Annotated in this window: 14 protein-coding genes; 6 read left to right on the top strand and 8 right to left on the bottom strand. The window is 63.4% G+C overall.

Annotated features, from left to right (window positions below; translation table 11 throughout):
* Positions 1-40 precede the first annotated feature (40 nt).
* Entirely contained in the window at positions 41-364 is a 324-nt protein-coding gene (locus tag CWE01_RS23060) for a YXWGXW repeat-containing protein (RefSeq protein WP_100942854.1), read from the bottom strand.
* A gap of 724 nt (positions 365-1,088) precedes the next feature.
* Here CWE01_RS23060 and CWE01_RS23055 point away from each other — a divergent pair.
* Positions 1,089-1,961, top strand: a complete 873-nt coding sequence (locus CWE01_RS23055) for an undecaprenyl-diphosphate phosphatase (RefSeq protein WP_100942853.1) — start codon at positions 1,089-1,091, stop codon at positions 1,959-1,961.
* A 27-nt stretch (positions 1,962-1,988) separates the two neighbouring features.
* On the opposite strand, the gene CWE01_RS23050 is transcribed toward CWE01_RS23055, so the two are convergent.
* From CWE01_RS23050 to CWE01_RS23030, 5 genes are all read right to left on the bottom strand, one after another.
* Positions 1,989-3,185: a DUF2252 family protein gene (locus tag CWE01_RS23050; protein ID WP_100942852.1), complete on the bottom strand. Its 1,197-nt coding sequence runs from the start codon at positions 3,183-3,185 to the stop codon at positions 1,989-1,991.
* A gap of 334 nt (positions 3,186-3,519) precedes the next feature.
* Positions 3,520-4,092 (bottom strand): GNAT family N-acetyltransferase, encoded by a 573-nt coding sequence (locus tag CWE01_RS23045; RefSeq protein WP_100943030.1) that lies wholly within the window; start codon positions 4,090-4,092, stop codon positions 3,520-3,522.
* A gap of 126 nt (positions 4,093-4,218) precedes the next feature.
* Complete coding sequence (locus CWE01_RS23040) at positions 4,219-4,698, bottom strand: YbaK/prolyl-tRNA synthetase associated domain-containing protein (RefSeq protein WP_100942851.1); 480 nt, start codon at positions 4,696-4,698, stop codon at positions 4,219-4,221.
* Positions 4,699-4,722: 24 nt separating this feature from the next.
* Complete coding sequence (locus CWE01_RS23035; RefSeq protein ID WP_100942850.1) at positions 4,723-5,487, bottom strand: TSUP family transporter; 765 nt, start codon at positions 5,485-5,487, stop codon at positions 4,723-4,725.
* 4 nt (positions 5,488-5,491) lie between these two features.
* Positions 5,492-6,577: a TauD/TfdA family dioxygenase gene (locus CWE01_RS23030; protein ID WP_100942849.1), complete on the bottom strand. Its 1,086-nt coding sequence runs from the start codon at positions 6,575-6,577 to the stop codon at positions 5,492-5,494.
* A gap of 110 nt (positions 6,578-6,687) precedes the next feature.
* On the opposite strand from CWE01_RS23030, the gene CWE01_RS23025 reads away from it, so the two are divergent.
* The gene (locus tag CWE01_RS23025) at positions 6,688-7,617 is read left to right on the top strand and encodes a LysR family transcriptional regulator (RefSeq protein WP_100942848.1); all 930 of its coding nucleotides are present in this window, start codon (positions 6,688-6,690) and stop codon (positions 7,615-7,617) included.
* A gap of 21 nt (positions 7,618-7,638) precedes the next feature.
* Here CWE01_RS23025 and CWE01_RS23020 read toward each other — a convergent pair whose 3' ends face one another.
* Entirely contained in the window at positions 7,639-8,544 is a 906-nt protein-coding gene (locus CWE01_RS23020) for a LysR family transcriptional regulator (protein WP_100942847.1), read from the bottom strand.
* 114 nt (positions 8,545-8,658) lie between these two features.
* Between CWE01_RS23020 and CWE01_RS23015 the strand changes: the two genes are divergently transcribed.
* Genes CWE01_RS23015 through CWE01_RS23005 form a run of 3 tightly spaced genes read left to right on the top strand, consistent with a single transcriptional unit; the run spans position 8,659 to position 11,643 of the window.
* Positions 8,659-9,951 carry a CitMHS family transporter gene (locus CWE01_RS23015; protein ID WP_100942846.1) on the top strand — a complete coding sequence of 431 codons (1,293 nt, stop codon included), beginning with the start codon at positions 8,659-8,661 and terminating at the stop codon, positions 9,949-9,951.
* Positions 9,952-9,967: 16 nt separating this feature from the next.
* Positions 9,968-11,320, top strand: a complete 1,353-nt coding sequence (locus CWE01_RS23010) for an acyclic terpene utilization AtuA family protein (protein ID WP_100942845.1) — start codon at positions 9,968-9,970, stop codon at positions 11,318-11,320.
* Positions 11,317-11,643: a hypothetical protein gene (locus CWE01_RS23005; RefSeq protein WP_100942844.1), complete on the top strand. Its 327-nt coding sequence runs from the start codon at positions 11,317-11,319 to the stop codon at positions 11,641-11,643. The genes CWE01_RS23010 and CWE01_RS23005 overlap by 4 nt, the downstream gene beginning before the upstream one ends.
* Here the strand turns inward: CWE01_RS23005 and inhA are convergent.
* Complete coding sequence (inhA, locus tag CWE01_RS23000; protein ID WP_100942843.1) at positions 11,640-12,329, bottom strand: isonitrile hydratase; 690 nt, start codon at positions 12,327-12,329, stop codon at positions 11,640-11,642. The genes CWE01_RS23005 and inhA overlap by 4 nt on opposite strands.
* A 112-nt stretch (positions 12,330-12,441) precedes the next feature.
* On the opposite strand from inhA, the gene CWE01_RS22995 reads away from it, so the two are divergent.
* A complete protein-coding gene (locus CWE01_RS22995; protein WP_100942842.1) occupies positions 12,442-13,416 on the top strand; it encodes a GlxA family transcriptional regulator in 975 nt (324 codons plus the stop codon).
* Positions 13,417-13,498 lie beyond the last annotated feature (82 nt).

Here is a 13,498-nt window from a genome sequence, read left to right as displayed (position 1 = left end):
ACAAGGCCGGACGGCGCAGAGGTGCCGTCCGGCCCGCAGGTCAGCGGATCCAGTGTCCTTCGACCCAGCGCCAGTTAGGTCCACGGGGTTCCCAGTGGCCCGGCTCCCAGCGCGCATTACGCATCACTGGCTGCCAGTGGCCCGGGAACCAGACGTAACCCCGGCCTTCCCAGCGCCAGTGGCCGCGGTCCCAGACGTAGCCGGGACGCCCCATGGGTTCGGCCTCGACGCGCATCGGTGGTGGCGCTTCACGGATGATGACTTCGGTTTCGGCAAAAGTCGGCATGCTGGTCAGCGCGGCGAACGCCAGCGGGATCAGCAGGAGGGCATGGCGCAATTTGGCCAGGGGTCGTGTAGGTCTCATGACAACTCCTTCAGGCTGCGTACGAAAGTGAACGCTGCTGATGAGTTGAACGATAGGTGCCAGGAAAATCCGTCGCGAGAAAAAATCATTTTTTTATCGATACATTCCGAGGAAGGTGCAAGGGCAGTATTGCGTAGGGAAGGCGGGCACTTGATGAAATTGTTCGGGGCAGCGACGGATTGTTCGCTGTGGTGACGTTCAACTGGTAACCGTAGCAATCGGCAGGTGCCTTGGCCCTGTGCATTGAGCGGCTTTGCCTACTGAACTTCCTGAGGAAACCATCATGTCACGTCGCCTTTCGCTGTTGGGTGCAGCTGTGTTGCTGCTGAGTCTGAGCGGTTGTGTGATCTTGCCAGGCCATCGGGATCATTGCTGCTGGCGGTATGGGTATGTGGCGCCGGTCACTGCGACCACGGCGGCGACCGTTTAAGCAGCGGCGCCCCGAACACACACATACCCTGTAGGAGCCGGCTTGCTGGCGATTCAGGCGACGCGGTTTTGACCGGACACCGCGTCGATACCATCGCCAGCAAGCCGGCTCCTACGGGGGGCTCTATTGGCTTGTCATAAAATGAAGTAATTCCCAGCTTGTGTTTTGCGCCTCGTTGAGACTGGAAAATCATAAAAAACAGGCCCATCATTCCCGTTGCTGTCTAAGCTTCACAGGTCTGCGCCGCGCCTCTTGGAGAGCGGTGGGAAATTAGCCTTCTTCCGGGAAATTATTTTGTCTAACGTCTGCTCCAGCGGCCTCGATATTGGCTTCGCTTCGCTGAATTATCTGCAAATCGGCATTCTGGGTATCATCCAGGGCATCACGGAATTGCTGCCTATCTCGTCCACGGCGCATATGCGCGTCGTGCCGGCGGTACTCGGCTGGCAGGATCCGGGCTCGGCTTTTTCGGCCGCGATGCAATTGGCCGCGCTGGCGGCAGTGGTCAGTTATTTCTGGCGTGATGTGCGCGATGTGGTCGGCGGCAGTATCGGCGCCGTGCGCCAGGGCGACTACAACAGCCCGTGGTTCAAGCTGGCGGTGGCGATCATCCTGGCGACCATCCCCATCGGGATCGCCGGCCTGGCCTTGTCCTCGACACTCAATGCCTGCGACTCGCCCCTGCGCGGGCTGACGGTGATCGGCATTTCCTGCCTGGTGATGGCGGTGTTGATGGCGGTGTCCGAGTTCAGTGCCCGCCACCAGCGGGTGGTGGGCGAGATGCGCCTGCGCGATGCGCTGATCGTCGGTATCGCCCAGGTCGGCGCGCTGATCCCGGGTGTTTCCCGTTCCGGCTCGACGCTGACCGCGGCCCTGTTCCTCAACTTCAAGCGTGAAGAGGCCGCCCGGTTCTCCTTCCTGCTGGGCTTGCCGGCGATCGCGCTGGCCGGGCTCAAGGAGTTGCTGACGTTACACCATGCGCAGATCCCGGCGGAGGCCTGGAGCCATCTGCTGTTCGGCTTGGTGGTCGCGAGCGTCTCGGCGTTCTGTGCGATCTGGGGCCTGATGCGTTTTCTGGAACGCTTCTCCACCTGGCCTTTCGTGATCTATCGCGCAGCACTGGGGATTTTCCTCCTCGTCGGGGTCAGCACCGGCTTTCTGTCGTAAGCGACACGCCCGAGCGTAGCCTGCGGGCTACGCTCTTTTTGCCGTCCCCAGCGCGTAGCGACGGCAATGCTCCAGATACCCCTGCTCATGGTTGCCCACCAATTGCACGACGCTGGTCCACAACCAGGACGGTGCATCGAGGGTTTTCGAGCGATTGAGCTGCAGCTCGTCCCGCCAGCTTTTACGCGTGGCTTCATCCATCTGCCGGGCATGGGCGATGCCGATCACCCGGGCCAGATAACCCGCCGCGTGCATGGCGTCGGTTTCATTGAGGGTGTCCAGTTCCAGCTTGAGGTCCTGGGGCAGCAGCTCACGAATGAACATCCCGTGGTCGAGAAAACGCGTGGCGATCATCCGCTCTCCCAGGCCGGGGGAAAGATGGCGTGCCCCTTCAACCACCCGCCGCGCATTGTCCCGTGGCATATGCACGTGGGCACCACGGGGAGCGGCTGCGGCGACGGCTTCCTTGACGTCGATCAGGCAATAATCCTGCTCGTCATGACCACCGACGCCCAGGAGCACGGCGTAACGCAGCAGCCCCAGCGAACTGCACCCCTTGACCCAATAGGCGCAGTCGAGCAGTTCGACACTGGCATCATTGGGACGCCCCTTGAGCGAGGTCACCAGGGCCTGGATCTCTTTCCCGGCACACAAGGCCTTGATCTCGGCTTTTTCGCTGCGGGACATCGGCCAGAAATGCCGTCCGATCGGCAGGGTCGGTTTGGTGTTCTCCATGCGCTCCCGGGCCAGGTTCTTCCAGGTGCGCTTGACCGCGTCCCGCAGGCCGGCCTTGACCTGGGACGGGCGCTCGGGCGTACGGTCGGTCTCGTCCATCAGGGCCTGTTCGTAGCCCACCATCATTTCCTCGAGCATCCGCGCGGTGGTCACGCCGGGCAGGTCCGAGCCGCGGGCGGCGGTCGCCAGGGACAGGGCCAGGCGCACCAGGTCATGGGTGGGGTTGCCGATCACGGTCTGGTCGAGGTCGCGGATATGGATGTCGATACCGCCGTGCCTGTCCCCCGTGGGGCCCAGGTTGCCGGCGTGACAGTCGCCGCAGATCCACACATTGGGGCCATGGGGCAGGCGTCTGCCGCGCTGGCTGTGCAACCACTCATAGAACTGGACCGTACTGCCGCGGACATAGGCGTGGGCCGAACGGGCCATTTTCTCATTGCGCAGGTTGGCGAGGATGGCGTTGCGGTCGGCGGGACGAGGTGGTTTCAAGGGCGGGCTCTTCGATCGGGTGAGAAGGTGATACACATTTCGTATAGAGCCTAGACCGCGGTGTGGATGCGTTCGATCCCTGTCCCGATGATTTTCTGCGATTTTCAGACAAAAAAAGGCCCGCAAAGACTGCGGGCCAATAAGAGGTTTCACCAAAGAAGCAGGTAGAAATATAAACACCCCGGCTCTCGGTCACAGTGAAAGAAGTTTTATTCGTTAAGAAATAAAATCTAATATTTTCAATGGCTTGTATATGAATGGCGGACTGTTTTTCCGGTCGCCCCTGAAGATTTTTTCATTATCGCCCTGGGCTCCATGGACGGCCGCGAAGGCGCTACCGGTGCAGGTTCTTTTCCAGTCCCAGGCGAACATCGGGCCACTCTTCATCGATGATGCTGAAGCGTACGGAATTGCGCTTGCGTCCGTCCGGCATGATCCGCTCGTTGCGCACGATACCTTCCTGCTTGGCGCCCAGGCGCAGGATCGCCGCGCGGGATTTTTCGTTGATCTCATCGGTGGTGAACTGCACGCGCACGCAATCGAGCACTTCGAAGGCGTGGCGTAGCATCAGGTACTTGGCTTCGGTATTGACGAAGCTTTTCTGCCAGCGGGTCGAGATCCAGGAACTGCCGATTTCCAGCTTGCGGTACTGGCGATCGATCTTCCAGAAGCGCGTCGAGCCGATCACTTCGCCGGTGGCCTTGATCACGATGACAAACGGCATCACCGCCCCGGCCTCCCGACCCGTGAGGGCCTTGTGCAGGTAGGACTCGACCGTATCGGGCCCCGGTACGACGGTAAAGGGCAGGTTCCACAGTTCGCCGTCCCGGGCAGCCGCCACCAGTGCGTCGGCATCGTCGGCCTGGAGTGGGCGCAGCAGCAAGCGCTCGCCTTCAAGGGATTGCAGCAATTGCAGGTTTTTCACGGGGCAGGCGCTCGCATTGCGGGTTTCAGCGAGCATTACAAAGTAGCCGGGATCGGGTTTGCAAGGGCCATTCAAGGTTAAAACGGCCAGGCCAATGCTGCCATGGGATCAGGCCTGGCTCACATCGAGCAACTGCGGCTTGGCAATCGCCAGGTAATCCTGGGTGTCGAGCACCATGGACGCATCCAGCCGGCCGGCATTGAAGGCGATTTCGCCGTAGCGGCTGGTCAGGGCCGGATCGACGATCAATTGAATCCGCTCATCGAAGACGAAAGGCGGAATGGCGCCGATCCGGCAGCCGGTCAGTTCCATGGCGGTTTCGGCCTTTACCAGTTCGGCTTTTTTCCCGCCCAGGGCCGCACCGACTTTCTTCATGTCGAGCTTCTGGTCCCCCGGCAATATCACCAGGGCATAGGGTTCGGCCTGGCCCTTGAGGGAGCAGAGCATGGCCTTGGCCCCCTGGCCCGGCTCGGTGCCACGGATTTCGGCGACCCGCGCCGACTGGCCCTCGGCATCGTGCATCAACACCCGGTAGGAGGCGGCGCGGGCGTCGAGCAGCGCCACCAGGCGATCGAACATCGGATACATGGAATTTTCCTCGGGGTTACAGGATCAGGTTTGCAGGATCAGGTCGTAGGACAGTTTGCTGATCAGGATCACCAGCAACACCAGGAACAGCGCCCGGACAAAGGGTACGCCTTTGTGCACCGCCAGCCAGGTGCCGGTCAGCGCACCGAGGATGTTGAAGACGGCCATGGGGATGGCGATCAGGTAGAGCACGTTGCCGGTTGGAATGAAGAAGATCAGTGCCGCGACGTTGGTCGCGATGTTCACCACCTTGGCCGACGCCGAGGCGTGCAGGAAGTCGAAGGCGAAGCAGCGGATAAACAGGAAGATCAGGAAACTGCCGGTGCCGGGGCCGAACAGCCCGTCGTAGAAGCCGATGGCCCCGCCGATCACGATCGCCAGCAGTTTTTCCTTGGTGCCGATGCGCATGGGTTTGTGCAGGGCGCCGAAGTCCTTCTTCCAGAAGGTGTAGATGGCCATCAATACGATCAGCACCAGCACCGCCGGACGGATCACCGACTGGGGCACGGAGGACACCGTGGCCGCGCCGAAGAAGGCCATGGCAAAGGCCGCGCAGGCGGCCGGGACCACCAGGCTCCAGTCGATTACCACCTTGCGTACGAAGGACCGGGCCGCGAACGCGGTGCCGCAGGCGGCCGCGACCTTGTTGGTACCCAGCAACGCTGCCGGTGATGCCGTGGGCAGCACGTTGAACAGCGCGGGTATCTGGATCAGTCCGCCGCCGCCCACCGCCGCATCGATCAGACCGGCGGAGAAGGCGAAAACGCAAAGGATGACAATATCGACCATGAAATCAGGCTCTGACGATGAAAGGTTGGTGAGGGTCCAGCGGCACCACGCGTGCCGGGTCGTTGACCCCGAAGACGCGCAGCATCCAGCGGTCGCGGCCGTCGTAGCGGGGGGTGAAGCCGTCCCGGGCATGCAGGGTTTGCTGGTTCTTGAAGATCAGCATGTCCCCCGGTTGCAACAGAATCTGGTGCACGACATCGGGATGATTGGCGGCGGCGGCGAACAGTTGCAGGGCAAACTGCGCGTTGGCGCAGGTCGCGGCGACACTGGCCTTGTTGTAGCGGCAATACAGGCCACCGCTGGCGTTTCTGTACAGCAGGGGGACGTTTTCCAGCACATTACCCTGTTTGCCGAAGGAGGCCGGTCGGCGGATGGCGAAGTGCGGCCGCGACAATTCTTCTTCGACCGAAGCTGGCAGCATGGCCAGCACGTCGGCAATGGCGACGATGCTTGTCGGCACGCCGAGCTCGCAGCGCAGACCGGTCAGGGACAGGTACTCCGGGCAGGCCGACAAGCGCGCGAGGGGTTCGCAGGTCAGGGGCAGGTGCGGGTTGTCGACATGCATGCCCAGGTCCATGCGCGAGCCATAGGAGCTTTTTTCACTCTCGCGCTGTTGCTTGGGCGAGACATGGCGGAACACCGTGTCGTCGCTTTCGCCTTCGTACGCCACCGGGCGGGTTTGCAGGGTTTGCAGCACGGACAGGATCGCCCCGGCCATCACCGGCAGGTGCTCGATACCCGGCGTCATGTCGTAGGGGGTGGGCGGTAGCTGCAGGTCCACCGGCAGCCCGCGGACGATCATCGCCACCTCAGGGGACTGGGGAAAGTCGCGCAGTTGCCGGACTTTCTCGGTGCCCAGGGTGCTCTCCAGCAACTGGCCCAGGGCCGGCATGCAGCGGATGCCCGAAGCGCTGTCGGTCACCGCCAGCGACGCCAGGCCGGCGTGCAGGCCACGTTGTTCTTCGAACGATACATGAACCTGCGGTATCCCCTGTCGGGTTGAGGTCGCGGACTTTTTCCCCAGCCATTCGCGAATTTCTTCACCGATAAGCGCCGCAGATTTCCCGACTATTTCATCCAGCTTTGACACGTCCGTTTGCTCCTGTTTGCCTACGTCCCTGTGGGTTGAACGGGAAGGCTAACGGAAGGGCTTTTTTTGTGTTGCAATGCCGCATTGTGAAAAGTGCAATGAGGTGGGGAATGGCCCTGGATATGTTGGGGGAGCTGGAAGCCTTCGCGACGGTGGCGCGCAAGCGTAGCTTCGTTGCCGCGGCGCGTACCCTGGGACGCTCTCCCAGCTCGCTGACCCGAGCTGTGCAGGCCTTGGAGGAAAGTGCCGGGGTCAAGTTGTTCAATCGTTCGTCGAATGCCGTGAGCCTGACAGAGGCAGGTGAACGTTTCCTACCTCATGCTTACAAAATGCTGGATCTGCAACGTGAGGCGGATGAAGACCTGGCCGGTCTCAGCGGCCTGGCCCACGGCTGGATTCGCTTTTCCGCCCCCGAGTTTCTCGGGCACGGGGTCTTGCCCCGGCTGATCGCGCAGTACTGCGAGCATTATCCGGACGTGAACGTCGATGTGATTTTCACCGATGAGACCATCGATCCGGCCAAGAGCAAGCTGGACTTTTCGATTCGTGGTGCGTTTCCGCAATCGAGTGACCTGATCGGTTTTCCGCTGTGGAGTTATTCACGTTACCTGTATGCCAGCCCCGGCTATCTGGAGCGGCGCGGCATGCCGGATTCCATCGAGGCGCTGGAGGCGCATTCGCTGATCCTGCATACCGCGCCGCGGATCCTCAAGGAGTGGAATTTTCGCAGCGAGGAGCAGGCCATCAGCTTTCGGGTGCATCCGAAGTTTCGTTTCAGCTCCGGTGCGGCGGTGTTCCACGCGGCCCTGGCGGGTGTCGGCATTGCCCGCCTGGCGGATTGGCTGGCGGAACCCGAGGTGGAGGCGGGGCGCCTGGTCCGGGTCTGCCCCGAATACAAGCTCACCTCCAGCAGTGGCGAGAGTCCGCAGATGCACGCCGTGTACCCGGCGGGGAGTCTGCCACTGCGGGTGAAGTCGCTGCTGGAGGTGATTCGCGGCTTTGGCGAAAGCCTGGATCGCAAGCATTCACTGACGTTCTAGCGCGCGGTTTGCCTGAGTGATTCAGGGATTTTCAAGAGACCGGGTCGGGTCCAGGCCTTGCCGAATCAAGGCCACGAAGCGCGTCGCGGCGGGGGACAGGGGCTGGCCGCTGCGGCTGATCAGGCCGATCTCGCGGCTGACGCCGGGGTGTTCCACGGGGCGTTTTTGCAGGCCGCTGAGGCCGTCATCCGCCGATTCCGGCAACAGCGCCATGCCCAGCCCCTGGCGCACCAACGCCAGGACCGTGGACATGTAGTTGGCTTCCAGCCCCGGCACCAGCGTCAGGCCTTGTTCGTCGAACAGTTGCTCGACCCGTTCGCGCACGCTGCTGTCACGTCCGGTCAGGATCATCGGCTGGCCACTCAGGTCCGGCAAGTTGACCGTGGTCTTGCGCGCCAGTGGGTGTTCGTCGGGCAGGAACAGGCACAAGCGGTCGACCATGACCACTTCGAAATCCAGGCCATGATTGAGCCGGGCCCGTACCCCCAGCCCGAAGTCCACTTCATTCTCCCGTACCAGGCTGTCGATACGTTGGGCGACCACGTCCCGCAGGCGGATTTCGATACCGGGATAGGCCTGGCGAAACAGCTTCAAGACCGGTGGCAGGGCGCCGGAGCAGATCGACGGCAAGGCGGCCAGGGTTACCACGCCCCGTTGCAGACTGGCCAGGTCGCGGGAGCCGCTGACGATATTGTCCAGGTCCAGCAACAGTTTCTCCATGGGCCCACGGGCCTGTTGGCCGGCGCCGGTCAGGCTGACCTGGCGCGGGCTGCGCTCCAGCAGGGTGACGCCGAGCCACTCTTCCAGTTGCTGGACCTGTACCGTCAGCGCCGAGGGCGAAAGGTGCAGCACGGCGGCGGCGCGGGCGAAGTTGCCGGTCTGGGCGACCGTCAGGAAGGCGCGGATATGCTGGACGGCGTTCTTCATTCTGTTTTTCCGAATGCATGGGAGTGAACATTCCAATTTACAAAGCTTAACCGCGTTCCAATACTCCGGGGAAAACAATAACTGTCCGCCGTCGAGCGGCCCCGGAGTCTTCCCATGCTCGCCACGCTGGGTGTCATCACCATCGTCTGTCTGCTTGCGGCTGTCATGAGCAAGCGTCTCTCGCCCCTGGTCGCGCTGATCGCCTTGCCGATCATTGCCGCGCTGCTCGGTGGTTTCGGTCTGCAAACCAGTGCCTTTATCGTCACCGGCATCAAGAATGTGGCCCCGGTGGTCGGCATGTTCGTGTTCGCCATCCTGTTTTTCGGGGTGATGACGGATGCCGGCATGCTCGACCCGATCATCGACCGCATCCTGCGCACGGTGGGCACGCGGCCTACGCGGATTGTCATGGGCACGGCCTTGCTGGCGTTGCTGGTGCACCTCGACGGTTCCGGGGCGGTGACCTTTCTGGTGACCATCCCGGCGATGTTGCCGCTGTATACGCGGCTGGGCATCGACCGGCGCATTCTGGCCTGTGTCGCGGCGATGGCCGCCGGGGTGAATTTCCTGCCCTGGACCGGCCCTGTGCTGCGTTCGTCGGCAGCGTTGCACGTGCCGGTGGCGGACCTGTTCCAGCCGTTGATTCCGGTGCAGATCGTCGGTCTGCTGTTTGTCTTCGCCTGTGCCTGGTGGTTGGGCCGGCGTGAAGAGCAGCGTCTGGGCCTGGGCGCTGGCCTGGCCACGGGCAGCGTGCCGAGCCGGGTGATCAGCGCGGATGAAGAAGCCCTGCGCCGTCCACGGCTGTTCTGGGCCAACCTGCTGCTGACGGTGCTGGTGATGGCGGTGATGATCGCTGGCTGGGTCGACCCGGTGGTGATGTTCATGCTCGGCACCGTGGTCGCGCTGTGCCTCAACTATCCGAATGTCGACGCCCAGCGTGCCCGCATCGATGCCCATGCCAAGACCGCCCTGACCATGGCCAGCATTCTCCTGGCCGCCGGGGTCTTTACCGGCATCATGCAGGGCACCGGCATGCTCAAGGCCATGGCCGAAGTGGCGGTGGCGCAGATCCCGGCCGGCCACGGCAAGCTGATTCCGGCGGTGGTGGGTTTCCTGTCGATGCCGCTGAGCCTGTTGTTCGATCCGGACTCGTTTTATTTCGGCGTGATGCCGGTGATCGCCGAGGTCGGCAAGGCCTTGGGCGTGGAGCCGTTGCAGGTGGCCCAGGCGTCCTTGCTGGGTGTGCACACCACCGGTTTCCCGGTCAGCCCGCTGACCCCCGCGACCTTTCTGCTGGTGGGCCTGTGCAAGATCGAACTGGCCGATCACCAGCGTTTCACCATTCCTTTCCTGCTCGCCGCCTCGGTGCTGATGACCCTGACGGCGTTGCTTCTGGGCATCTTTTGAAATGAGGGACCTTGCGATGAAAACCTTGCGTATCGGCTCCGGTGCCGGCTATTCGGGCGACCGCATTGAACCGGCGGTGGAACTGGCGGCCAAGGGCGAGCTGGATTACCTGGTGTTCGAATGTCTGGCCGAGCGGACCATTGCCCTGGCGCAGCAGGCCCGGCTCAGCGATCCCGAGGCGGGTTATGACCCTTTGCTGCGTGAGCGGATGGAGCGCGTGCTGCCGTTCGTGGCCGGTGCCGGGCGACGTCTGCGGATCATCACCAATATGGGCGCGGCCAATCCCCTGGCCGCCGCGCGGGAGGTCCGGCGGATCGCCGCCGAGCTGGGCTTGCACGGACTCAGGATTGCCGCCGTGACCGGTGACGATGTGCTTGAGGTGCTGCGTGCCGAGCCGAGCCGTTTGCTGGACAACGGCTTGCGGGTCGAGCAGTTGGGCGACCGGCTGGTCTCCGCCAATGCCTATCTGGGGGCTGAAGGCATTATCCAGGCCCTGGCGGCCGATGCCGATGTGGTGATTACCGGCCGGGTGGCCGATCCATCGCTGTTCCTCGCACCGCAGTGCTTCGAGTTCGGCTGGGCGGCTGACGATTGGCCGCGCCTGGGCCGTGGCACGCTGATCGGCCATCTGCTGGAGTGCGCTGGGCAGATCACCGGCGGTTATTTTTCCGACCCGGGCGTCAAGGAGGTGCCGGACCTGGCGCACCTGGGCTTTCCCCTGGCCGAGGTGGATGCCGGGGGCCGGGCGACCATTACCAAGGTCGTCGGCAGCGGCGGTCGGGTGGACGCGGCGACCTGCACGGAGCAGTTGCTCTATGAAGTGCATGACCCGGCGGCCTATCTGACGCCGGATGTCACGGCGGACTTCCAGGGTGTGAGTTTTGTCGAGGAGGGCGTGAACCGGGTCGGCGTGCAGGGCGCGAGCGGGCGCCAGCGTCCGGAAACCCTGAAGGTCTCGGTAGGTTACCTGGACGGTTGGATCGGTGAGGGACAGATGTCCTACGGTGGTCCGGGTGCCCTGGCCCGGGCTCGACTGGCGCGGGAAATTGTCTTGCAGCGCCTGGAAATCATCGGCGTAAAAACCGAGGAAGTCCGTGCGGAACTGATTGGCGTGGATGCCTTGTATGGCGAAGCGCTGAGTGCACGAGGGCAGGGCGAACCCTGGGAAGTGCGTTTGCGGGTGGCGGCGCGTTGCGTTGAGCGGGCCGATGCGTTGCGCGTCGGCAATGAAGTGGAGACGCTGTACACCAACGGCCCGTCGGGCGGCGGCGGTGCGAGCAAGAGTGTGCGGCAGGTGGTGGCGGTGGCGTCGCTGCTGTTGCCACGGGAAAACCTGACGGCAACGGTTCATCTGGAGGAGCGGTCATGAGCGGTCTGGAATTGCGCGCCTTTGCCCATTCGCGCACGGGCGACAAAGGCGACACCTCGAATATCTCGGTGATCACCTATCGGGTCGAGGACTACCCCAGGTTATGCGAATGGCTGACGGCCGAGCGGGTGGCGGACTACTTTGCGCCGCTGCTCGATCCGGCAGCCGGACCGGTACGCCGTTATGCGATACCGGGCGTGCGGGCCTTGAACTTCGTCTTGCCGGGCATCCTTCGGGGCGGGGTGACCCGTTCCCTGGCGCTGGATGCCCACGGCAAGAGCCTGGGCTCGGCATTGCTGGATATGCAGTGGGAGCGCGATTAACCCACTTGTTTCAAACGCTGGGCAACACGCTCGGTGATCAGGCCGCGCTGCTTTTGCGGCTCCGCCACCCGTTGCAGGGCAATCGCCAGCACGTCCGCGGGCGCCGTCTCCGGGCTGCCGGCGTTGAACGGCGGCGCCGGGGCGTATTCCAGCTGCAACTGGATCGCCTGGGCCTCTTGCGCCCCTACCAGTTCAGCGACCAGGGCCAGGGCAAAATCGATCCCGGCGGTGATGCCGCCGCCGGTCAACAGGTTGCCGTCACGTACTACACGATCTTTCACGGGGATTGCACCGAGAGGCGCCAGCAGGTGGTGATAGGCCCAGTGAGTGGTGGCCTTGCGGCCTTGCAGCAGCCCGGCGGCGCCCAGCACCAGGGAGCCGGTGCAGACCGAGGTGACATACCGCGCCTGGGCGGCCTGGCGGACGATGAACGAGAGGGTCTCGGCATCTTCCATCAACGCTCCAACGCCGGCACCGCCCGGAATGCAGATCACGTCCAGGGGCGGGCAGTCTTCGAAGGTCGTCGTCGGCGTAAAGACCAGGCCGGTGCTGGAGGTGATGGGAGCCAGGTCCTTCCAGATCAGGTGGATCCGCGCATCCGGCAACGAGGCCAGGACGTCATAGGGGCCGGTGAGGTCGAGCTGTTGGACTTTGGGGAACAACAGAAAGCCGATATGCAGCGTCATGTAATAGCTCCTTGGAAGTAAATAAGCGGGTCCTGCAAGGCTGGACGGCTTCACTGTAGTTCCGTAGGCTTTGGCGTATCCGCCATTGACCCCACGTTTCACGCCAACTCCCATGAGCACACCCAGAACGATCCGCATCCTGGCTTTCCCCAATGTGCAGGTGCTCGATGTCACGGGGCCGCTGCAGGTCTTTGCCTCGGCCAACGATCTGGCCCGTGCCGAAGGCCTGCCGCTGCCTTATGCCGTGAGTGTGATTGCCGACCAGCGCGAGCCGGTGATGAGTTCGGCGGGGCTGGCCCTGGTGGCCAACCCTTTGCCGGCGACGGGCGTGCCTTGCGACACCCTGATCATCTCCGGTGGCTGGGGCACCTATGCGGCGGCCGAGGACCCGGCCCTGGTGGCCTGGGTGCGCCAGCAGGCCAGTTGCGCGCGCCGGGTCGCTTCAGTCTGCACCGGGGCGTTCCTGCTGGCGGCCAGCGGTTGGCTGGACGGGCGGCGGGTGGCGACCCACTGGACCCGCTGCGAACAACTGGCGGCGCAGTACCCGCGGGTGCGGGTCGAGCCCAATCCGATTTTTATCAATGACGGTCCGGTCTGGACCTCGGCGGGGGTGACGGCGGGTATCGACCTGTCCCTGGCCCTGGTTGAAGCGGACCTGGGGCGTCCGGTGGCGCTGGAGGTCGCGCGGCATCTGGTGGTGTTCCTGAAACGCCCCGGCGGGCAGTCGCAATTCAGTGCCACCTTGTCCTTGCAGAAGGCCGGCAGCCGCTTCGGCGATTTGCAGGCCTGGATCGCCGAACATCTGGCGCAGGACCTGTCGATCCCGATCCTGGCGCAGCAGGCGGGCATGAGCGAGCGCAGTTTCGTCCGTCATTACCGCGCCGAAACCGGGCAGACACCGGCTCGGGCCATCGAGCAGATCCGCGTGGAAACCGCCCGGCGCCTGCTGGGCGATACCGCGCTGCCGATCAAACGGATCGCCACCCGCTGCGGTTTCGGCAGCGAGGAAACCCTGCGCCGCAGCTTTCTGCGGGCCATGAGCATCACGCCGCAGGCCTATCGCGAGCGCTTTTCGCTGCGTCCATAAGATGCCCGCCGAGTGACACCGTCGATCCACTTCGTTGACCTAAGCCATCCCCTGAGGTCCGATTGCGCCTAAGCTGCTGGAA

The organism is Pseudomonas sp. QS1027, assembly GCF_002814235.1.
In the GTDB taxonomy this organism is placed as follows: Bacteria; Pseudomonadota; Gammaproteobacteria; order Pseudomonadales; family Pseudomonadaceae; genus Aquipseudomonas.
This window is presented reverse-complemented; position numbering and strand designations above follow the sequence as displayed.

Excerpts from the sequence above, each read along its gene's own strand:
- CWE01_RS23060 (WP_100942854.1), bottom strand. The coding sequence starts at position 364 with ATGAGACCTACACGACCCCTGGCCAAATTGCGCCATGCCCTCCTGCTG.
- CWE01_RS23040 (WP_100942851.1), bottom strand. The coding sequence starts at position 4,698 with ATGTATCCGATGTTCGATCGCCTGGTGGCGCTGCTCGACGCCCGCGCC.
- CWE01_RS23035 (WP_100942850.1), bottom strand. The coding sequence starts at position 5,487 with ATGGTCGATATTGTCATCCTTTGCGTTTTCGCCTTCTCCGCCGGTCTG.
- CWE01_RS23025 (WP_100942848.1), top strand. The coding sequence starts at position 6,688 with ATGGCCCTGGATATGTTGGGGGAGCTGGAAGCCTTCGCGACGGTGGCG.
- CWE01_RS23020 (WP_100942847.1), bottom strand. The coding sequence starts at position 8,544 with ATGAAGAACGCCGTCCAGCATATCCGCGCCTTCCTGACGGTCGCCCAG.
- CWE01_RS23015 (WP_100942846.1), top strand. The coding sequence starts at position 8,659 with ATGCTCGCCACGCTGGGTGTCATCACCATCGTCTGTCTGCTTGCGGCT.
- CWE01_RS23010 (WP_100942845.1), top strand. The coding sequence starts at position 9,968 with ATGAAAACCTTGCGTATCGGCTCCGGTGCCGGCTATTCGGGCGACCGC.
- CWE01_RS23005 (WP_100942844.1), top strand. The coding sequence starts at position 11,317 with ATGAGCGGTCTGGAATTGCGCGCCTTTGCCCATTCGCGCACGGGCGAC.
- inhA (WP_100942843.1), bottom strand. The coding sequence starts at position 12,329 with ATGACGCTGCATATCGGCTTTCTGTTGTTCCCCAAAGTCCAACAGCTC.
- CWE01_RS22995 (WP_100942842.1), top strand. The coding sequence starts at position 12,442 with ATGAGCACACCCAGAACGATCCGCATCCTGGCTTTCCCCAATGTGCAG.